The organism is Novosphingobium sp. 17-62-19 (genome assembly GCF_002256775.1).
Classification (GTDB): Bacteria; Pseudomonadota; Alphaproteobacteria; order Sphingomonadales; family Sphingomonadaceae; genus Novosphingobium.
Window position 1 is genome coordinate 55,699 of sequence record NZ_NCII01000002.1, and the last position, 21,298, is coordinate 76,996.

Here is a 21,298-nt window from a genome sequence, read left to right on the forward strand (position 1 = left end):
GCATCAAGGGGTTTTGCGTGGCAATTTTGCAAGATCCGCGTCGAGTGCTTGCAGCTTTTCGTCGGTCAGCACGGTGGGCAAGTAGCCTTTGATGGCATTGAAAGTCATGCCGCGAGCCATCCCGATCTGTGGGCTGCTGACGAAGTCCGGCAAATGACGCTTGAGCACTTCATTTGCCGCTGGATCATCCAGCATCGTGCCAATGGGCGTGACGAGGCTATGGTAATGGCCGGTAGCGCGGGCCTCGGCCACGCGCTTCTTTTCATTGTCTATTTCGGCGCCCCAAGGATCACGCTGGGCGACAGTGCTTCCCTGTGCGGTGAATTCCATCATCTCGTCGCCTGCACGCGTGAACTGCGGCCACTGTACAAGATCAGCCCCATTCGGGTTTCCGGTCTTCACGAAATTGACAAGGTATTTGCTCACCTGCTTGCCAACTTTGACGTCCTTTGGAGTCGTGGCGCTGCCGTACTTGATGGCCGTGTTGTCAAAGAAATAGGGGATTTCCGCAGCGTGCTGCGCGCCGGGCTGTCCGATCGAATCCGCCACGTACGAGAAGCGATAATACCAGACAGGCACCTTTTGATCGGCAAGGTCGCCGGATGCCTCACGTGCACCTGCGACCATAAAGCCGCTCCGACCACCGATATCGGCGCTGGTTGCACCGATGATCACCGGAACCTTGGCAAAACGTCCGGCTGCATAGGCTTCATCCAGATCGACCAGCACTTTCCCATCGGGGAACGGACCCGTCACCGTTTCAGGACCAGGCCCCCGCGACATCATGCTCAGCCCGTCGGTAACCTGCTCTGCCGTGAGCGCACGCAAGCTTTTCAGGGCATCGGGGGACTGCGGATCGATGCTATGGCGACGGGCGAAATTCTGCCCGATCGTCTCAACCTCGGCCAGTGACTTGGCGCCTTCGGTGCGGCCGTTGCCGCCTGACATGACGACAGCGCGCTGGAACAATTTCTGCGACAATGGTGAAGTGAGCAGGTTGTGCACCGACATGCCGCCAGCGCTTTCACCGATGATCGTCACATTTGCCGGATCGCCCCCAAAGGAAGCAATGTTGCGCTTTACCCATTCCAGCGCTGCAATCTGATCCATCGTGCCATAGTTGCCGAGACGGCCCTGATCTGGATTGCTGGCCGTCAACTGCGGCAAGGCAAAGGTACCAAACCTGCCAAGGCGATAGTTGAAGCTGACGAACATGATGCCCTCTCGCGCCAGATTGGCGCCGGCGTATGTCGGCGGTGATGCGCCACCGTTGACGAAGCCACCGCCATAGATCCACACCATGACCGGAAGCTTGCCCTTGGCCGCGGTTGGGCGCCACACGTTTGCGTAGAGGCAATCTTCAGCAGGCGTGGTCCCCAAAGGTGCCGCATCGCCACCGAACGGGATCTGCATACAGTCGTTGCTGTACTGCGTTGTCTCGCGAACGCCTTGCCAAGCCTTGACCGGTTGCGGCGCACGCCAGCGCAGTTCCCCCAGTGGTGGTTGCGCAAAGGGGACGCCTTTCCAACTCAGGACGCCTTCCTCCTCGCTTCCGCGAATGGTTCCACTGTCAATCTTGATCTGCGTCGATTGGGCCAAGGCGGCTCCGGGAAGGGCTACTGCTGCCGCTGCCGACAACAGAACGATCAATTTTCCGCGCATTGTATCTATTCTCCGAATTGGCCAGCCAAGGCCCACAAGAGTTTGCAACCAGCGCCCATTCTGATGAGCGCTGGTGCCCAAACATCAGAATCCTGCCGATATCTGCATGGTCACAGTGCGGCCGAACGGGTTGGAATACGCCGGATTGAACACGCCGTTGGTCGTGTAGGCCAGCCGGGGGGCCTTGTTTGTGACGTTCTGAAGATTGATCGACGCCCGGAAGCTCTTCATGAAGCTGCGATTGCGGCCATCGAAGTTGGTGCCATAGCCAAGGTTGAGGTCGAAGGTCGTGTAGGAGTCTACGCGGACCGGATTGACGTTCTGGCCCAGGCCATTGACGGCTTGATCATTGGTGTACGAGCCGGTGTAGTTGGCAAACAGCATCGCGTTGAAATCACGATAGTTGAAGCCAATCGATCCACGACCGCGCCATTCTACCGGCGAACTGTAAAAGCCCATGCGGTCGATGAAAGGATCGCCCTGATTGACCTGCTGCTTGTTGCTCAGCAACTTGTTCACACTCGCATTGAACGAGATTGAGCCATCATCGATCACGTGGATGTAATTGATGGTTGCGTCGAGGCCGTCTTGCGTGGTGGCAGCAAGGTTCGTGTTGCGCCCATCGAGAAGCACCTCGACAGGGCACGCATCCAGAATGCCGCCACCGTAAAGAATGGTTCGTCCGGCATAGTTGGCAAGTGTGGGGTCGTAGGTTGCCGGGTTGCCATTGACGCAATTGGCCGGGTTGTTGATCGGGAAGATGAAGTCCGAATATCCAAGGTAGTCTGGATAGGTCAGCGGATTCAAAAAGGCGCCAAAGACATCTGGCCCGGCAATGCGGTTGGTGTAGCTGATGTTGTAGTAGGTGGCGGAAAGGCGCAGGCCTTTGACGGGGTCGATGTCGGCGCCGATCTGCCAGGTTGTTGCCTTTTCCGGTCCGATGTTCGGATTTGCGCCGGTGACGTATGCTGCCAGAATCGGGCCTTGGGGGATGCGTGGATCACTGCCGAGGTAGAAGTAATTGAAGGTGCCGCCCGATGAAATTGCGCGCGGATTTACGTCGGGCAGGTTTGGCGCACGGAACGAGGTTCCCCATGAACCGCGCAAGGTCAGCGCATCGATGATTTCCCATGTTCCGCTGAACTTGGGGTTGGTCGTATTGCCGACGTCGGAGTAACTGTCATAGCGCACGGCGCCGCTTAGCGTGAGCGACTTTACCAGGGGTACGTCCATTTCAGCCGAAACAACCGGAACGTAGACTTCCGCGAAGGCTGACCAGATCGTCCGTTCGCCAAGGCTGCTGTTCTCGTCAGTGTCGAGCTGGAACTCGTTTGTGAACGGGCGGTTGGCGCCGTTGATGTTGTAGTTGAATACCTTGTTGCGCTCCCCGCCGATCGCAGCGCGGACTTTGCCGCCCGGTAGCGTGAACAGCGGCCCATCGAATTTTACCAGCAGGTCATCAATCCCGCTTCCGCTGCGCTGGATATTGTCGCCGGTGAAGCTTGCGATCTGGGCCTGCGTCAGGTTGGTCACATTGTTCAGCGGATTGATTGCGCCGATATCGATCTGGTACTGGAGCGCGGCCGGGTTGATGTTCGTGCCAAGTTGGCAATAGTTGCAGGCTTCATCGCGCCCATACGTATAATAAGCTTCGCCATGCCAGCCTGATGGCAGATCGACACGGAAGCCACCCGTCAGGTTGTAGGACTCGTTTTCGCCGGTCCAGTTGTTCAGGCCGACGCTGTCGATCATGTTGTACTGCACCGTCAAGGCGCCGGGCGCGAGGCCGGGGATGTAATTGGGATTGGGCGTTGTGGTGGGGGTGTTGGTCACCGGGTCATAAAGAAACGGGCGGAGTTGCACGTTGGAGATCACGCCCTGCGATGTCTCGGAGATCGTGCTGCGATTGTTGTAGCTGCCTTGGAAGAAGACCTCGATCGCATCGCCAAGCTTTTGCGTCATATAGGCGGTCACCTGATGCCGCTCCATTTCGCCGACATAGTCGTTGAGGTATGCGGAATCCAGCAGATCCGGCTGGTTGAGCAGCAAGGATCCTGCGGTCAGGCCGTTGTTTGTGCCGGTTGGCAGCCCATAATAGATGTTTGCGCCGGCGCGCGGGAGCACGGTGTTCTGCGGCGGTTGCAGCGGCCCGAACGGTCCATCTGGATCGACTGACGGCACAACGATATTGCCATTGTAACCGGCTGTGGCCGTGGTGCCGTTAAGGCGGTTGTCGACGCCACCAAAGGGACGAAGGTCCTGACGGAGATAGGCGTTCTTGCCACGCCGGAACGGGTCGCGATGGGTGTATTCGTAGCTTACCAGCACGGTGCCGCGACCAAGGCCGTTGATTTCCCAGTTTGTGCCGCCGGTGATGCTTGGGCTGACTTCAAAGCCGCCATTGTTGTTGCCGACCCGGTACGAGGTTTCGAGGCCTTCGTAGTCCTTGCGGATCACAAAATTGACCACGCCAGCCACGGCGTCGGACCCATAGACGGCCGAGGCACCGTCAGCGATGACTTCCACGCGTTCAAGCGCGGCCAGCGGAATCGCGTTTGCTTCGGTGAAAGTTTGCGAGGCACCCGTGTTGGAGATGCGGCGGCCATCGATCAAGACCAGCGTCGCAGCCTGGCCCAGACCGCGCAAGTTGATCGCGTTGCCCTGCTGGTTGTTGTTGCCGCCTTGCGTGCCGCCTTCGCGGAATTCGCCGAGGTTGCGCACTTGCGGCAGCGTGCGGACCACGTCGGCAGCGTTGGTTTGGCCTGTCGCCAGAATAGCTTCGCGATTCAGCGTGATCGCCTCGCTGCCCACGGGTTTTACGCCGGTGATGTTGGTGCCGGTCACGACGATTTCAGCGCCCGCGTCATCGTTCACCGCCAGATCATCGGTTGGGAGAGCGACTGCCTCTTCCGAATTGATCGATGCGGCAGCCCCGCCGGTGGTCTGTGCCGAAGCGCTGGTCGCGCCGAGCATCCCTAGCGACAATGCTGCCACGCTTACGCAAATCGAAAGATTGTTCTTTTTCATGTCGCTTACCCCTCCATGGATGCCGCCAGATCGGTCGGTCTATTGTTTGCCTGACGCGATTGGCGCTGATGCAGCGCGATAGAACACTGCCAGAGCGACCCCTGATGAGCGCAAATTCAATGCGTCAGGAAATTGAATTTTGAGATTGATCCATCAGCTTTTTGTATTGACCGTGCCAAGCCCGCAGACTTGCGCCATTTTGACTTGCGTTCTGTCGATGGTCTGGAAATGACGCGGAGAATTCCTTTGGACAACGTTGTCAGGAATTCATACGTCCCCTGAACAGACTGAAAGATTCCTTCCATCGAAACGAAGAAGTCGATCGATTCAGCACAAATAAAGAGAGGCAGACATGAGATTCAGGATTGTCGCAGCCGCGCTCGCCGGAGCGGTGGCGCAGATTGTGGTGAGCAACTTGCCAGCGCACGCGCAACAGGCCGTGCCGGACCGGCCATGGATGGACAAGGCGCTCGATGCAGAGCAGCGCTCTGCGCTCATCTTGGCAAAAATGACGCGTGACGAGAAGTTGACGCTTGTCTTTGGTTACTTCGCGACGGACTTTCCCCCCAAGCAGTTCAAGGCGCCCGAAGGGGGCCGTAACGGTTCGGCCGGATACATACCGGGCATCCCGCGTCTGGGTATTCCGCCCCAGTGGCAGGCAGACGCTGGCATCGGGGTAGCCAGTCAGGGTGGCGCGCCGCGCAAACGCGAACGCACAGGCCTTCCTTCAGGGCTCGGTACGGCTGCCACATGGAATCCTGCCATGGCTTTCAAGGCCGGTGCGATGATCGGTGAAGAAGCACGTGCATCGGGGTTCAACGTCCTGCTTTCGGGCAGCGTCAATCTGATGCGCGAACCTCGCAACGGACGAAACTTCGAATATGGCGGTGAAGATCCGCTCCTTGCCGGCACGATGGTTGGCGCGCACACGGCCGGAGTGCAATCGAACGGCATCATCTCGACCGTAAAGCACTTTGCCATCAATGATCAGGAAACCGATCGGAACGCAGGCAATTCGGTCATAGACCCCGTGGCAGCGCGGATGTCAGACCTGCTGGCATTCCAGTTCGCAATGGAGCGGTCCGATCCTGGCTCGGTCATGTGCGCCTATAACCGCGTAAACGGGATTTTTTCATGCGAGCACCCCTGGTTGCTTACGCAGGTCTTGCGCAAGGATTGGGGCTTCAAAGGTTTTGTGATGTCTGATTGGGGAGGCGTCCACTCGACCGCCCCCGCCATTGCCGCGGGCCTTGATCAGCAGTCTGGATACCCGTTCGACCAGCGCGAATATCTCGGCGCAGACTTGCGGCAAGCCCTCGAAAAAGGGGACGTCAGCGCTCAGGCGCTCGACCAGATGGTTTCGCGCATACTCTACGCCATGTTCAGGCACGGTCTGTTCGACAATCCGGTTACCGAAGCGCCCTATGACCTCCCTCCGGCGTTGTTGGCCAAGAGTGCGCAGACCACCAGGATGGATGCCGAAGAGGCGCTGGTGCTGCTCAAGAACGAAGGGGCGGTCTTGCCGCTGAGTCCTGCAGTGCGGCGTGTGGTTGTCATCGGAGGACATGCTGACAAGGGCGTGCTTTCCGGCGGCGGCGCATCGTCAGTCTATCCGAAGGGTGGAAATGCAGTACCGGGCATCAAGCCGACGTATTGGCCCGGACCAGTCGTCTACTATCCATCGTCACCTCTTGAGGCGTTGCGCAAGGAAATGCCCAACGCGACGTTCGAATTTGTCGACGGCACCGATCCCGTGGCAGCAGCTGTCGCAGCGCGTACGGCAGATGTTGCCATCGTGTTTGTGACGCAGTGGGCGGGTGAATCGTTCGATGTGTCGCTGACGCTTGCCGACAATCAGGATTCCCTGATTGCTGCGGTGGCGGATGCCAATCCGAAGACAGCGGTTGTGCTGGAAAGTGGCGGACCAGTGCTGACATCCTGGGCGAACAAGGTGGGCGCGATTGTTGCAGCCTGGTATCCCGGCACGTCCGGGGGCGAAGCCATTGCAAATGTCCTGACTGGCAAGGTCAATCCTTCGGGGCACTTGCCTGCAACCTTCCCACGCAGCCTGGATCAACTACCCAAACCAAGTGCCCCGAACAAAGGTGACACGGTGTATGGAGAGGGTGCTGCGGTTGGCTACAAGTGGTTCGATCGCAACAAACATGATCCGGCGTTCCCTTTCGGACATGGGCTTTCCTACACCAGCTTCGGCTATTCAGGCCTGACAGCAAGGCCTGATGCGGACGGGATCTCGGCCACATTCGTTGTGCGCAACACGGGCAAGCGGCGCGGTATGGACGTGGCGCAGGTATATGTTGCGGGAGAAGGCTGGGAAGCGCCAAAGCGCCTGGGAGCGTATCACAAGGTAGACCTCGCGCCCGGCAAGTCGCAGCGCGTGACGGTTGCCATCGATCCGCGACTTCTTGCGACTTTCGATGGTGCATCAAACAGCTGGAAGATCGCTGCTGGTACGTATCAGGTAATGCTCGGCACATCCTCACGCGAAATTCTTGGAACCGTTCCGGTCACATTGTCTGCCCGCGAATTGCCCGTTGGGTGGCGTCCTGCCAAATAGTTCACTGCGCTCCCCTCTGCAGCTATTGCTGCCGTGGGGAGCCAGGGCTTTCAGCGGGCAGGTCCCGCTTCTTCCAGAAAATGCCGCGCAAAGGCTGCGGCAGCCGGAGGCAGGGTGCGTCCTGCCGGGTAGGCGATGCCGATTGTCCGCGCGGACATCGGGTTGGTAAGCTGCCGCAGGCTGACCTTGCTCGGTTCCAGCATGGTCGCGGCCGATTGTGGCAGCGCGGTTATGCCAAGACCCGCCTCGATCAGGGCGCGTACCGTGGTGAGCTGGGCGCAGTCAAAAAGCGGTTGGGGTGCAACCCCCGCCCTGAGCATGGCAGAATCGGTCAGTTGGCGAACGCTGCTTCGGGGGGCCATCGCAATAAACGGGTGTTGGGCGAAGATCGACCAGTCCGCGATGCTTTCATCGTCAAGCGGACTGCCCTTGCGGACGACCAGCACGAGCGGGTCTTCGAACAGGGCTTCGAACACAAAATCATCGTCGCCCTCCGGCGGTGTTGTCACGGCAAGATCAATCTGACGCTCGTGCATCGCCTGATATAGCGTGCCCGACAACTGGTCGCGGATGATGATTTCGACATTCGGGCTGACCTTGCGGAACGTGGCGATTGCTGCAGGCAGAATGCCCGCAGCCACCGATGGCAGCGCCCCCACGACAACGCGCCCGCGTTCGCCCGCAAAGCTCATGGCCAGTTCGGAAAAGGCATGGTCGAAGTCGGCAGTCAGCCGCTCGACAATCGGCAGCAGCGCCTCGCCAGCGCTTGTAAGGGAGACATTGCGTGAATTGCGATCAAACAACCGAACGCCAAGATCTTCCTCAAGCAGCCGGATCGTCCTGCTGAGCGCCGGTTGCGAGACATGCGCAGTCCGTCCGGTTTCGCTGAAGCTGCGATTGTGCGCAACATTCATGAACATGCGCAGGCTTCGAAGGCTTGGTTTGCGCGCCAATCGTCTCTCCCACCCTTGGGTTTTGGGCAATTCTTTGTGTTGCTCGATGAAGAGTATTCATGCGCGTGCGCGAGATTCTGTCAACAACACGAATAGACAGGCATCAGCTATAACCAACAGAAATGGATCGTTCCGATCTTTCTATCACTCTCGAGGCGCTGAACAGGTAGGTCTGCTGACACGTTCCAAGTGTCGTTTGAAAGTGAGCCGAATGAAGCTTTGCGCCGCGTTGAGTCAGGGGAGCCTCGTCAAATGCTGACGCTGCTGAAGGGGATCAGGGTCGTTGATCTGACAACGGTGGTGCTCGGCCCTTACGCCACGCGGTTGCTTGGCGATCTTGGCGCAGACGTGATCAAGGTTGAGCCCTTGGCAGGCGACGTTTTCCGCGCCGTGCGCCCTGGGAAAAGTGAGGCGATGGGTGCCGGGTTCATCAACGCGAACCGTAACAAGCAATCCATCGCGCTGGATCTGCGGGATGCAGAGGCGCTTGCCGCACTGCACGCATTGGTGGCGAAGGCAGACGTGGTAGTGCACAATATGCGGCCACAGTCTGCCAACAGGCTGGGCATCGGATTTGAGCAGTTGCGTGCGATCAACCCGTCGTTGATTTACTGCTATGCATGTGGCTTCGGTGACAATGGCCCACTGGCCGATGAACCTGCCTATGACGATACCATTCAAGCCGTTTCGGGCCTTGCCTGGCTAAATCAGAACGCCGCGGGCGAGCCGCGCTTTCTCTCGACAATCATCGCGGACAAGGTTGGCGGGCTGCATCTGGCGATCAGCGTGCTGGCAGCACTTGCTTCGCGCAACAGAGATGGTCAGGCGGTGTGCATAGAAACGCCTATGTTCGAAAGCATGGTGTCCTTTTTGATGCTTGAACAGCTTGCAGGGCGCAGCTTCGATCCACCACTGGGCGGCATCGGTTACGATCGGCTGCTGTCTCCCTATCGCAAACCCTATCCGACCGCAGACGGGTTCATCTCGATCATTCCCTACAATGCAGCGCACTGGACCGCCTTTCTTAAGCTTATTGGCCGCGAAGATCTGATGGACGATCCGCGTGTTACCGACAGCGTTGAACGCAGCCGAAACATCGACATGCTCTATGCGCTGATCGAGGATGCAACACCGGCGCGGCCGACAAGCGAATGGCTGGAACTGCTGCGCGAACGCGATGTGCCTTGTGCGCAGGTCAACCGGCTCGAAGAGTTGTTCGACCATCCGCATCTGCAGGCAGTGGGAATGTTTCACCGCGAGGAGCACCCGACCGAGGGTACGCTGACCGCTGTTCGCGCGCCCTTCCGCGTTACAGGCGAGAACCCGGAGCCAGATCGCCCGACGCCCGGACTGGGCCAGAATACGCGCGATGTCCTACGCGGTGCCGGGCTGGATGACGATGCCATCGAAGCGCTGCTTCGACGTGGAGTCGCTTCTGGTGGGCCGGAGCATATCGCAGCATGAAAGCTGCGTCTCTGCTGGTCGTAATGGCCTTTGTCTGCGCTGCGCAGGTGCAGGCCGAAGCGCCCGCGCTTGTGCAACTGCGCAGCGAACTGGCTGAAGCCGTCTCGGCGCGCCAGATTCCTGGGGCCACGGTCGTGATCGCGCGCAATGGCAAGGTGCTGGCGGACCTTACCACCGGTTGGGCTGACATCGAACGACAACGGCCGCTCAGCCGTGATGCAATTTTTCGCCTCTATTCCATGTCCAAACCGATCACTTCGGTCGCCATCATGATGCTTGCCGAACAGGGGAAGCTAAAGCTGGACGATCCAGCCGAAACCTATCTTCCCGCACTGAAGGGCGTGCGCGTCTATCAGTCTGGCGGACTGGATGACATGGTGACGGTGCCGGCAAAGCGGCCGATGACGATTGCCGATTTGCTGACTCACCGCTCTGGCATCACGTATCATTTCGCAGGCAGCACGCCGGTGCACCAATACTACCGGCGATTTGGCGTGATGCGCGATACACCGGTTGGCCGCATGGCAGGCGATGGAGCGCCAGCGCATTCGCTGGACGAACTGGTGGTGCGGATCGGCAAGGCGCCGCTGCTGCACCAACCCGGTGAGACGTTTGCCTACAGCTATTCAACCACCGTCCTGGGCGCTGTCATCGAACGCGTCAGCGGGGAACGGCTCGACCGCTATCTGCAGCGGACTATTTTCGATCCGCTTGGCATGAAGGATGCAACGTTTCATATCAGCGATGCCCAACTCGGACGATTTACCGTTCTTTATGGTCCGGGTATGGAACCAGTGGAGCAGCCAGCAACATCGGATTACCGCGACGCCAATCGTCTGCTCGACGGGGGAGGCGCTATTGCCGGTACGGCTGATGATTATCTTCGTTTCGCGCAAATGCTGGCCAATGGCGGTGCGCTTCACGGCACACGGCTGTTGAGCGAACAGGGCGTCGATGCGCTGTTCGCGCCGCGTGGCACCATGCAGGCCATGGGTGCGCAGACGATGCGATTTGGTTATGGGTTCTCATTGGGCGATACGCAAAGCGAAGCTGCGGGAATTCAGCCCGCCGGAACGACTAGCTGGTCTGGGTCCGGCAACACCTATTTCTTCGTGGATCGCCGCCGCAAAGCCGTTGCCTTGTTGATGACTCATGTGCTCGGCTCTGCTGGCACGGTCCGCGCGAGCGTGAACCGTGCCGCCACAGCGCTGATCCGGGACTAGGCGCAAATGCTTGCACTGGCCGGCCTTGCCACGATCCTGCTGGTCCTGATCGCCATCCTGTCAAAGCGGCTGTCGGCTTTGACGGCCTTTGTTGCAATTCCCCTCGTCATTGCGCTCCTGCTCGGAGAAGCTTCGAGTGCGGGCAAGTTCATGCTCGACGGGATGACCACCGTGGCCCCGATGGCGGCACTGTTCCTGTTTGCGATCCTGTTTTTTGCCGTTCTTGCCGATGCCGGGCTATTCGCGCCAATGGTCAACGGTGTCGTAAAGCTGACCCGCGATCATCCGCCGTTCGTCACTATGGGAACAGCGGTGCTGGCCACGGTGGTGCAACTCGATGGGTCTGGCGCGGTAACCTTCTTGATCGTCATCCCCGCCATGTTGCCGGTCTATGATCGCTGCGGCATCGATCGTCGCGTGTTGGCGTGCGTTACGGCGATGGCGGCGGGCGTGGGCAACATGCTTCCTTGGGGAGGGCCGACGATCCGCGCCGCCACCGCGCTGGAAGTGCCAGTGATGGAACTTTTTGGCCCAATGATGCCCGTATGGGCCATCGGCACCGCCGCTGTTCTGGCGAGCGCGTGGTGGCTTGGCCGCGGCCAGCTTGCCAATTGCCAGACGGCAGGTGTGTCAGGTGCCATTGGTTCGCCTGAATTGCCGACAGCCGTGGCCGAACCGCTCGGTTGGCGGTTCTGGACCAATCTGGCGATGGTCATTGCAGTTCTGGTGCTGATGCTGGCCGAACTCATGCCTTCTGCGCCAGCCTTCCTGATCGGCACGGTGCTGGCACTCGTGGTGAACTATCCCAATCTTGACGATCAGCGCAAAGTGATCGAGCGACATGCCCCTGCCGCCATCACGATGGTTGCAATCCTGCTGGCTGCGGGCGGGTTTACTGGCATCATGAAAGGGACCGGCATGTTGACCGCCCTTGCCGAGGCTGGTGCAGGGCTTTTGCCGGGCGGAACGGCGCAGCACCTCCCAGTCGCGCTGGCGGTGTTGTCGATGCCGCTCAGCCTGTTGTTCGATCCCGACAGCTTCTACTTCGGCGTACTGCCGGTGCTGGGCGAAATTGCGCAGCAAGGCGGCGTTCCCCCTATTGAAATGGGCCGGGCCGCCATTCTTGGCCAGATGACTCTGGGCTTTCCCGTCAGCCCGATGACCCCGGCCACCTTCCTGCTGGTTGGGCTTGCCAAGCTGGAATTGGCCGATCACCAGCGCTTCACCATCCCATGGTTGCTGCTGATCAGCTTGGTGATGACGGTGGCGTCGGTGCTGATGGGAGTGATCCGTCTGTGAGGCAAGCCATAGAAATCGTTGAGGTTTCGGCCCGTGACGGTCTGCAGAACGAAAGCGTCATGCTGACGACCGGGCAAAAAATCGAACTTGTCTGCCGGGCTGTCGACGCCGGTGTGAGGCGGATTGAAGTCGCCAGCTTCGTCAATCCCAAGCGCGTTCCGCAAATGGCCGATGCCGAAGCGGTCTGCTCAGGGCTTCCGGCGCTTGATGGCGTCACGACCATCGGTCTGGTGCTCAACCGGCGCGGCGCTGAACGCGCACTGCTGACGCGGGTGGACGAACTTGGCGTTGTGGTCAGCGCCAGCGACGGCTTTGGTATCGCCAATCAGGGACGGAGCGCTGCTGAAACGGTCAACGATGCGGTCGAGATCATCGCGCTCGCGCGTGCTGCGGGTCGGCGCGCGCAAGTGACCATTTCGGTGGCCTTCGGTTGCCCGTTCGATGGTGAAGTCTCACCTTTCCGCGTGGCCGCGATGGCGCAAAAACTGGCCGAGGCAGGCCCGGTCGAAATCGCACTGGGAGACACAATCGGCGTGGCAACACCGGTTGACGTCATGCGAGTGTTCAACGCCGTCAGAGAAGCGGTGCCCGATATGCCCATCCGCTGCCATTTCCATGATACGCGCAACACCGGCGTCGCCAATGCCTGGACAGCGATGCAACTTGGTGCAGCAACGCTTGATGCTTCAATCGGCGGTATCGGCGGTTGCCCATTTGCGCCGGGTGCCAGTGGCAATGTCGCCACCGAGGATCTGCTCTATCCACTTGCGCGTGCTGGCATATCCACCGGGCTGTCGCTCGAAGCCATCATCGAAACTGCGCAATGGTTGGGATCTGTCATGGGGCAGTCATTGCCGGGGCGCGTCTCGCGCGCACCAAGATTTCCTTCCGTTGCGCAGCCATGATGCACCGCGCAATCCTCTTCGTCCTCTGGCTGTTTGTGGCGACCTCCGCACAGGCTGCAACGTGTGAAGACCTGGTCAGACTGCGCCTTGACAACGTGACCGTGCTGTCGGCCGAGGCAGTGCCCGCCGGGGACTTCCACACACCTTTGCACTTTGGGCCACGACCACCTGCCGTTGCGCTACCCGATCATTGCCGCCTGCGCGCGGTGGCAACGCCAGTGGCGGGCTCCCGGATAGGGTTCGAGGTGTGGCTGCCGGTAAAGGGCTGGAACGGCCGCCTCAAGATGTTCGGCAACGGTGGATATTCGAGCGCCTTGCCCTACGCGCAACTCGCGGGCGGATTGAAAGATGGTTACGCGGTAACGGCAACCGACACCGGGCATCAGGGCGATGACCCGGATTTTGCGGTTGGTCTGCCGCAGACCATTGTCGATTGGGGACACCGTGCCGTTCACCTGACGGCGGTCAACGCCAAGGCGTTGCTCCGTACATATTACGGCCGCCCGGCCAACCATTCCTATTTTGAAGGCTGTTCAACCGGCGGGCATCAGGCATTGATGAGTGCGCAGCGATATCCCGAAGATTTCGACGGTATCATTGCGGGGGCTCCCGGCAACAACCGAACGCGTCTGAATATCGGATTTCTCTGGCAGTTCGTGGCAAACCGGCAGCAAGGCTCGCTTGAACCGGTGCTTACAGCAGCGCGGCTGCCACTCCTCAAGGAGGCTGCCCTCGCACAATGTGGCACCGTTGAAGATCGCGCGCGCGGCTATCTCGAAAATCCTTTCATGTGCAAAGTTGATGTGGAGCGGCTTCGCTGCCGTGGCGGGACGAGCAATTCCGATTGCCTGAGCGAGGCTGAAGCGTCCGCGGCGGCGCGCATGTATGCAGGGGCTAGCAACCCGCGTACGGGTGTTCAGCTTTACCCTCCTTGGCTGGCCGGAAGCGAAACGGGCTGGTCGCAGTACTGGGCCGATCCGCGCAACCCAAGTCAGCCGATGCGCGGGAACTTCTTCCGCTTCTGGGCCTTCAACGATCCGGTGTGGGATTGGCACACGTTTGATTTCGATCGCGATGTGATCCGTGCAGATCGCGCTTTGGCCGGAGTGATAGACGCCACAAACCCGGATCTCTCCCGCTTCGCCGGGCGTGGAGGCAAGCTCATTCTTTATCACGGGCTGGCAGATCCCGTGGTCAGCCCCTGGGACACGCGAAGGTACTACGAGGCCGTGCGCCAGCGCTCAGGTACGGCTACCACCCATTTCGCGCGCCTGTTCTTTGCGCCGGGAATGGGACATTGCGGGGGCGGGCCGGGGCCGAATGTCATGGGGGCCCAAAGCGTGCTGGAGCGCTGGACTGAACAAGGGGTTTCACCAGATTTTCTGCCCGCGCTCAAAGATGGCAAGGTACATCGCCTGTGCCATTATTCGGTTGAGAAGTCGGTCTGCTCAGGACTCATTGACCACAACCAGTAGCAGCATGTTGCGGCGATAAGCAGATCTACCGTGAATGCGGGGCGTGTCGTGTATGCGGTACATAGGTCTTCACCTTTGTCGCATATTTCAGCACCCTTTACACTGGCTATGTGCCAGAGTTCGCGGGTGATCCATGCTAAAAGGGAAAAAGCGCCCGCTTGTGCCGAAAGTGGTCGGGGAGATAGGATTCGAACCTACGACCCTCTGGTCCCAAACCAGATGCGCTACCAGGCTGCGCTACTCCCCGACACCCGGATGCCCCTAGGCGGATGTTCGCGCCGGGGCAAGGGGGGAATGTGCGATCATCGCAATCCTCTTGCGAGGGCGGTCTGAATTAGAGTATTTGTTCTTATATAGTCGCGCGACCTTGTGTATGGGCCGCGTCGAGGAGAGCGATACCGATGCAAGATGGACAGCAAGGCGGCTGGAATCGCCGGGATTTTCTGGGTGCCGCGACATTGCTCGCGCTTGCACTGGGCATACCGGCTGCGGCGGCAAGTCTTACGCGAATCGACGCGGACGAAGCGCCAACCGATCGTCAGCGCGCCTTGATGAAAGATGTCAGCCAGATTGTTATCCCCCGCACAGATACACCGGGCGCAGGCGATGTGGGTGCGGGGGACTTTGTGATTCTCGGCCTTGCCCATGGGCTCGAGAATGCCCGCAAGCCACTCCGGGAGCCTGCTTCGTATGCTCGCTTCCTGCGCACCGATGGCTCGGTCCGGCATGTTGCGTGGCTGGAAAAGGAACTCAATGCGCGCGCCGGGGGGGATTTCCTTGCGCAGGCACCAGCCAAACGGCTGGCCATTGTCACGCAGCTTGATGCTGAAGCTTATGTCACGCGCGATAGCGAAAGTCCGTGGAAGGCCATTAAGGCGCTGATCCTCACCGCTTACTACACGAGCGAAGCGGGGGCTTCGCAGGAACTGCGATACGAGCCGGTGCCGGGACGCTTCGATCCCGACTTGCCGCAGACGCCGGATTTCAAGGCGATTTCCAACGACTGGACCGCCGTCGACTTCGGCTGAGAATTGATAAAGGCGATGAACATGCAATTCGATGCGATCGTGGTCGGCTCCGGCATCACCGGCGGCTGGGCGGCCAAGGAACTGACGCAGGCGGGGCTGAAAGTCCTGATGATCGAACGCGGGCGCGAGATCGTCCACGGTGAGTACGAGACAGAGCTGAAAGACCCGTGGCAGATGCCGTTGCGCGGCAGCGGTGACGCTGACCTCTATGCACGCGAATACCCCGTGCAGATGCTCAACCGGCAGTTCAACGAATATACGCAGGGTCACTTCGTCAACGACAAGGACAACCCCTATAGCACCGCGCCAGATAGCCAGTTCAACTGGCTGCGATCCTACCAGCTCGGTGGCCGTTCGCTGACCTGGGGGCGGCAGTCCTATCGCTGGTCGGACTATGATTTCATCGCCAACAAGCGCGATGGCCACGGTACGGATTGGCCGATCCGCTATGCCGATCTGGCGCCATGGTACGACAAGGTGGAAGAATTCATCGGCGTTTCGGGTGCGGCGGAAGGCCTGCCGCAATTGCCAGATGGCAAGTTCCAACCCGCGATGGCGCTCAATGTCGTCGAACAACACGTGCGCCGCCAAGTGGCCGACAAGTTCGGCCGGTGCCTTACGATTGGCCGCACCGCCAACCTCACTGTGGCCAAGACGGAAGAAGGCCGCTCGGAATGCCAGAACCGCGCTATTTGCGCACGTGGATGTTCGTTTGGCGCTTACTTTTCTACACAATCGAGCACGCTGCCTGCCGCGAAAGCCACCGGCAATCTCACCGTGGTGACCGACGCGATCGTCGAGGCGGTGGACTATGACGCGAAGACCAATCGTGTAACCGGCGTGCGCTATGTAAACACGAAGGATGGCACGCGCGGTTCCGCCACGGCGCGGATGGTGTTTCTGAATGCGGGAGCGTTCAATTCGGTCCACCTGCTGCTCAATTCCCGCAGCGAGGCCATGCCGAACGGGCTGGCCAACGCCAGCGGTGTGCTGGGCACGCAGATCATGGATCACGCCAACACGCTTTCGACGATTGCGCTGTTCCCGCAGTTCAATGGCCGCACCACGTTCGGCAATCGGCCAACGGGCGTAGTCGTGGCACGCTATCGCAATATGGATGCCATGGACGGAGTGGGCCACACGCGCGGCTATTCGTATCAGGGCGGCGCGCTGCAAAGCAATTGGGGCGCGGGCAAGCGTGAGGCGGGCGTGGGCGAGGCCCTGAAGACCCGCCTGCACACGCCCGGCATGTGGCGCATGGTGCTGGTGGCCTTTGCCGATTGTGTGCCGCGTGATTCCAACCGGCTCACGCTCGATCCCGTGAAGACCGATCGCTTTGGCATTCCGCAACTGCAGATCCAGTTTGCATTCGGCAAGGAAGAGCAGGCAGCATTGGCGCAGGCCAAGGCAGATGCGGCAGAGATGATGACGGCTGCGGGCGGCAATGTGATCATGGGTTCGGATCAGCCCGGCACTGGCGGCATGGCCATTCACGAGATGGGCGGTGCGCGCATGGGTCACGATCCAAAAACATCGGTGCTCAACAAGTGGAGCCAGGTCCATGACGTGCCGAATCTGTTCGTTACCGATGGTGCGCAGATGGCGTCATCGGCCTGCCAGAACCCTTCGCTTACCTACATGGCGCTAACCGCACGGGCCTGCGATGCGGCAGTAAAAATGCTGCGCGAAGGCAAGATCTGAGCGAATGCCACAAACCATTGCGACCATGACGGCGCGGCAGAAAAGCCTCGCCTTCTTTACGCTGATCACCGCGCTGGTGCTGGAAATCGTCGACGTGACGATCATCAATACCGCACTTCCCGCGATGCAGGCAGATTTTGCAGCGCGCGGGCAAGACCTTGGCGGCAGTGCCGCGCAATGGATCGCGGCGGGCTATTCTCTGGCGTTCGGGCTGCTGCTGTTGCTCGGCGGGCGGCTGGGGGATCTTTTTGGCGGGCGCGCCATGTTCCTCATCGGGGTGGCTGGCTTTACGCTCGCATCCGTCCTGTGCGGAGTGGCGGGTGATCCGCAACTGCTGATCGCCGCGCGCGTGGCACAAGGCGCGGCAGGAGCAATCATGGCGCCGCAGGTCATGGCGGTGATCCAGATCCTTTACGATCCGGTCGAGCGCATCGGACGGCTGGCTTGGTTTGGCGTGATCGGCGGGTTGGCGGGGATTGCCGGGCCGATTATCGGCGGGCTGCTGATTTCCGCCAACATCGCGGGCCTTGGCTGGCGGACGGTGTTCCTTATCAACCTGCCGATTGGCCTTGCTGCTTTGGTGGCGGGCTGGCGCTATCTCCCGCGCGAGGTGGAGCACAAGGGCGGGCGGATCGATGTGATCGGCACGCTGGCCTTCGGCGCGGCGCTGGCGGCCATGTTGGTCCCGCTGGTGCGTGGTGAACATGCGGGCTTCGATGGCGCGAGCCTTGCCCTGCTGGCGGCGTCGCCTTTCGTGATGTGGGCGGCATGGCGTGGGTTGGTGCGGCGGGCGCAAGCTGGCAGGCCGGTGATCCTCGATCCGGTGCTGCTTGATGACGCGCTGTTCCGCACCGCTGCGGTGATCGGTTTGATCTTTGCAGCAGCGAACACAGGATTCCTGTTTGTCTTTGCCCATGCGCTGCAATCGAGGTTGGGGTATTCGCCATTGCAGACCGGCCTTGTCCACATCCCCTTCAGCGCTGGCGTGATGATCGGCATGGGCTTCCTTGGCCGCAAATATCTGGCGCGGCTGGGCAAATGGGTGATGGTCTTTGCATCAATCGCACTCCTGCTGGCCAATAGCGCAACACTGGCATGGATCGCGTGGGATGGCCCCGGTCTGGCATTTCTCCTTCCCGCGCTGCTGCTTTCCGGCATTGGAATGGGCACTTTGTCCGGCCCGGTCACGCCTGTGGCACTGGCGCGGGTTGAGCGCCGTCATGCAGGCGCGGCCAGTGGCATCTTGAAGACCGTGATGCAGATGGGCGGAGCGTTTGGCATTGCCTTGGTGGGCAGTGCCTACTTCACGCTTGGCGGACCGGATGCGATGGCCGGGGCAGGGGGCGTTTACGCGGCGATGGTCGTGATCGTCGTGCTGCTGCTGGGCTGCCTTGCGCTGGCGCTTTCGTTGCCCGGACAGATTTTTGCGCCGGTTGCATCTTCCCAAGCAGGATAAAAGCGATAGTCTCCCGCGCAACGAAAGCACCTGAAGGTGCGCGGGAGAAGGATGTTTGCGATGGAAGAGCTTCCCACGGCGCAGTTCCACAGCATGACCGAAGGCACCCAGGCAGACTGGGACGCGATCATGACGCATATGAAGCCCTACTCGCGCACCGGCGGCGCGCGCGTGCTCGATCATCTGCGCCTGCTTGATGGCGATTGTGGTGGCTTTGCGGTCGATCGGCTCACCCACTGCCTGCAAACAGCCACGCGCGCGCACCGTGATGGTCGGGACGACGCCTATGTGGTCATGGCGCTGTTGCACGACATCGGCGATACCCTGGGTGCCTATAACCACCCAGACATTGCGGCGGCCATCCTGAAGCCCTTCGTCTCTGACGAACTGCTGTGGATCGTGCAGCATCATGGCATTTTCCAAGGCTACAACTTCTTCCATTTCATCGGCCTTGATCGCAACATGCGCGATAAATTGGCCGATCACGAATATGCCGCCGCCACGGCCGAGTTCATCGACAAGTATGATTGCCCCTCGTTCGATCCTGATTACGACACTTTGCCACTGTCGTTCTTTGAACCGATGGTCATGCGCCTGTTCGAGATGCCAATGAACAGCGTTTACAAGAAGGCGATGGAGCAGGCCTGACGATCGAGGCAAACACTCTGTCACGATTGGCAGGCTTGCGTTGCACCTTAATTGCATGATTAACTCCCGAAAACTGTTTGGGAGAGTGAAGCATGGCCGACGTTGCCGCACAGCCAATGAAGCCCACCACGGCGGAGCGAACGACCGACCTTTTCACGTTTGACGCATTCCTGCGTTTCTGGGCTGAAGACCGCCCGCAGCGCGCGGCGCTGGACGGGCCGGATCGGGCACTCACATATCGCGAACTCGAACAGGCTACCGCGCAGGCCGTTGCCGCAATGCAAGCGGCTGGCATCGGCAAGGGTGATCGCATTGCGTGGTTCGGCAAAAACAGCACGCTCTATTTCACGCTATTCTATGCAGCGGCGCGGCTGGGCGTGGTGATGGTGCCGATTGGCTGGCGGCTGGCTCCGGCCGAGGCAACATGGATTGCTGGAGACGCTGAGGCAAAGGCCGTGTTTCTGGGGCAGGGTTTTGAAGCGCTGGCGGACGACCTCGCAGCGCTGCCGACAGTAAGCCGTTGTTTTACACAAAGCGAGGCTTGGGGCTGGATCGGCCAGCAGGCGCGCGGCGCGTTCGATGCGGCTGGGCCTGACGATGCCGTGCTGCAACTCTACACGTCTGGCACGACCGGCAACCCCAAGGGCGCGGTGCTTTCCAACCTCAATCTGTTCGGCCTGCGTAAACAATCTATCGGCAACGATCAGCCCTATGCAACGATGACCGATGACGAGGCGATCCTCATCGCCATGCCCTGCGCGCACATCGGCGGTACCGGGTTGGGCGTCATGGCCGTCGGCTCGGGGCTGCCCGGCATCATTCTGTCAGAGTTTGAACCGCGCGCGGTGTTTGATGCGGTGGAGCAAAAAGGCGTCACCCGCTTTTTCATCGTGCCAGCGGCATTGCAGATGCTGCTCAACCACCCGGACTGCGCCAGCGTGGACTACAGCCGCTTGAAATACATCATCTATGGCGCATCGCCGATCCCGCTGGTGCTGCTGCGCGAATGTATCGCCATGTTCAAGGCCGATTTCATCCAGGCCTATGGCATGACCGAGACCACCGGCACGATCTGCATGTTGCCGCCCGAGGACCACTGCGTTGAAGGCAACCAGCGTATGCGCTCAGCCGGAAAGCCGCTTCCCGGCGTTGAAGTGCGCGTGGTGGACGATAGTGGCAAGGCGCTGGGGCCGCATGAGATTGGAGAGATACAGACGCGTTCGTCCAACAACATGCTGGGTTACTGGAACCTGCCAGAAGCCACGGCCAAGACGATGACGGCAGACGGCTGGATCGCCACCGGAGACGCGGGCTATTTTGACGAAGATGGCTATGTGTACATGCACGACCGCATCAAGGACATGATCATCACAGGCGGTGAGAACGTCTATCCCGCACAAGTCGAAAGCGCGATCTATGGGCATCCCGATGTGCTGGAGGTGGCGGTGATCGGTGTGCCGGATGAGACATGGGGAGAGGCGGTGAAGGCGGTCTGCGTGCCCAAGCCGGGCCGTACGATCAGTCCGCAATCGGTGATCGAATGGACGCGTGAGCGGCTTGCCGGGTTCAAGGTGCCCAAGTCCGTTGATGTGATCGATGCGTTGCCGCGCAATCCTTCAGGCAAGATCCTGCGGCGGACGTTGCGTGAACCCCATTGGTCGGGGCTGGAACGGCAGGTCAACTGAACGGAGTGGGAAAATGTCCGTCCGGCGTCTACCCTCTGGCAGACGCCGGGCCGGATAAGGATCAGCCGTTGAGCTTGTCCTTGACTGCCTTGGCAGCCGAGAAAGTCAGCTTGTTCGAAGCTGCGATCTGGATGGTTGCGCCGGTCGAAGGATTGCGGCCTTCGCGGGCCGGGGTGTTCTTGACCTTGAACTTG

Annotated in this window: 15 protein-coding genes and 1 tRNA gene; 11 read left to right on the top strand and 5 right to left on the bottom strand. The window is 60.2% G+C overall.

Going from position 1 to position 21,298, the window contains the following annotated elements; genetic code table 11:
- Nucleotides 1–3: 3 nt before the first annotated feature.
- A complete protein-coding gene (locus B7X90_RS00755) occupies nucleotides 4–1,662 on the bottom strand; it encodes a carboxylesterase family protein (protein ID WP_292620817.1) in 1,659 nt (552 codons plus the stop codon).
- An 84-nt stretch (nucleotides 1,663–1,746) separates the two neighbouring features.
- The gene (locus tag B7X90_RS00760; RefSeq protein ID WP_292620819.1) at nucleotides 1,747–4,689 is read right to left on the bottom strand and encodes a TonB-dependent receptor; all 2,943 of its coding nucleotides are present in this window, start codon (nucleotides 4,687–4,689) and stop codon (nucleotides 1,747–1,749) included.
- A gap of 352 nt (nucleotides 4,690–5,041) precedes the next feature.
- Between B7X90_RS00760 and B7X90_RS00765 the strand changes: the two genes are divergently transcribed.
- On the top strand, nucleotides 5,042–7,267 hold the full coding sequence (locus tag B7X90_RS00765; protein WP_292620821.1) for a beta-glucosidase: 2,226 nt from the start codon (nucleotides 5,042–5,044) through the stop codon (nucleotides 7,265–7,267).
- Nucleotides 7,268–7,317: 50 nt separating this feature from the next.
- Here B7X90_RS00765 and B7X90_RS00770 read toward each other — a convergent pair whose 3' ends face one another.
- The gene (locus B7X90_RS00770) at nucleotides 7,318–8,250 is read right to left on the bottom strand and encodes a LysR family transcriptional regulator (protein ID WP_366409647.1); all 933 of its coding nucleotides are present in this window, start codon (nucleotides 8,248–8,250) and stop codon (nucleotides 7,318–7,320) included.
- Between the two features lie 222 nt (nucleotides 8,251–8,472).
- Between B7X90_RS00770 and B7X90_RS00775 the strand changes: the two genes are divergently transcribed.
- The 5 genes from B7X90_RS00775 to B7X90_RS00795 are packed head-to-tail and all read left to right on the top strand — an operon-like array spanning nucleotide 8,473 to nucleotide 14,586.
- Nucleotides 8,473–9,684 carry a CoA transferase gene (locus B7X90_RS00775; RefSeq protein ID WP_292620825.1) on the top strand — a complete coding sequence of 404 codons (1,212 nt, stop codon included), beginning with the start codon at nucleotides 8,473–8,475 and terminating at the stop codon, nucleotides 9,682–9,684.
- Nucleotides 9,681–10,907, top strand: coding sequence for a serine hydrolase domain-containing protein (locus B7X90_RS00780; RefSeq protein WP_292620827.1), 1,227 nt, complete (start codon nucleotides 9,681–9,683; stop codon nucleotides 10,905–10,907). Before B7X90_RS00775 ends, B7X90_RS00780 begins: the two co-directional genes overlap by 4 nt.
- A 6-nt stretch (nucleotides 10,908–10,913) precedes the next feature.
- Nucleotides 10,914–12,206: a citrate:proton symporter gene (locus B7X90_RS00785; RefSeq protein WP_292620829.1), complete on the top strand. Its 1,293-nt coding sequence runs from the start codon at nucleotides 10,914–10,916 to the stop codon at nucleotides 12,204–12,206.
- Nucleotides 12,203–13,111 carry a hydroxymethylglutaryl-CoA lyase gene (locus tag B7X90_RS00790; protein WP_292620831.1) on the top strand — a complete coding sequence of 303 codons (909 nt, stop codon included), beginning with the start codon at nucleotides 12,203–12,205 and terminating at the stop codon, nucleotides 13,109–13,111. The genes B7X90_RS00785 and B7X90_RS00790 overlap by 4 nt, the downstream gene beginning before the upstream one ends.
- A complete protein-coding gene (locus B7X90_RS00795) occupies nucleotides 13,111–14,586 on the top strand; it encodes a tannase/feruloyl esterase family alpha/beta hydrolase (RefSeq protein WP_292620832.1) in 1,476 nt (491 codons plus the stop codon). The genes B7X90_RS00790 and B7X90_RS00795 overlap by 1 nt, the downstream gene beginning before the upstream one ends.
- 170 nt (nucleotides 14,587–14,756) lie before the next feature.
- Here B7X90_RS00795 and B7X90_RS00800 read toward each other — a convergent pair.
- A tRNA-Pro gene (locus B7X90_RS00800) sits at nucleotides 14,757–14,833 on the bottom strand.
- Between the two features lie 154 nt (nucleotides 14,834–14,987).
- On the opposite strand from B7X90_RS00800, the gene B7X90_RS00805 reads away from it, so the two are divergent.
- From B7X90_RS00805 to B7X90_RS00825, 5 genes are all read left to right on the top strand, one after another.
- Nucleotides 14,988–15,614, top strand: a complete 627-nt coding sequence (locus B7X90_RS00805) for a gluconate 2-dehydrogenase subunit 3 family protein (protein WP_292620834.1) — start codon at nucleotides 14,988–14,990, stop codon at nucleotides 15,612–15,614.
- A 21-nt stretch (nucleotides 15,615–15,635) separates the two neighbouring features.
- On the top strand, nucleotides 15,636–17,315 hold the full coding sequence (locus tag B7X90_RS00810) for a GMC family oxidoreductase (RefSeq protein ID WP_292620836.1): 1,680 nt from the start codon (nucleotides 15,636–15,638) through the stop codon (nucleotides 17,313–17,315).
- Between the two features lie 4 nt (nucleotides 17,316–17,319).
- A complete protein-coding gene (locus B7X90_RS00815) occupies nucleotides 17,320–18,771 on the top strand; it encodes an MFS transporter (RefSeq protein ID WP_292620838.1) in 1,452 nt (483 codons plus the stop codon).
- Between the two features lie 60 nt (nucleotides 18,772–18,831).
- Nucleotides 18,832–19,419, top strand: a complete 588-nt coding sequence (locus tag B7X90_RS00820) for an HD domain-containing protein (protein WP_292620840.1) — start codon at nucleotides 18,832–18,834, stop codon at nucleotides 19,417–19,419.
- 92 nt (nucleotides 19,420–19,511) lie between these two features.
- A complete protein-coding gene (locus B7X90_RS00825; protein WP_292620842.1) occupies nucleotides 19,512–21,104 on the top strand; it encodes a fatty acid--CoA ligase in 1,593 nt (530 codons plus the stop codon).
- A gap of 61 nt (nucleotides 21,105–21,165) precedes the next feature.
- On the opposite strand, the gene B7X90_RS00830 is transcribed toward B7X90_RS00825, so the two are convergent.
- Nucleotides 21,166–21,298 (bottom strand): HU family DNA-binding protein (locus B7X90_RS00830; protein WP_292620849.1); only part of this gene is annotated, 133 nt, incomplete at its 5' end.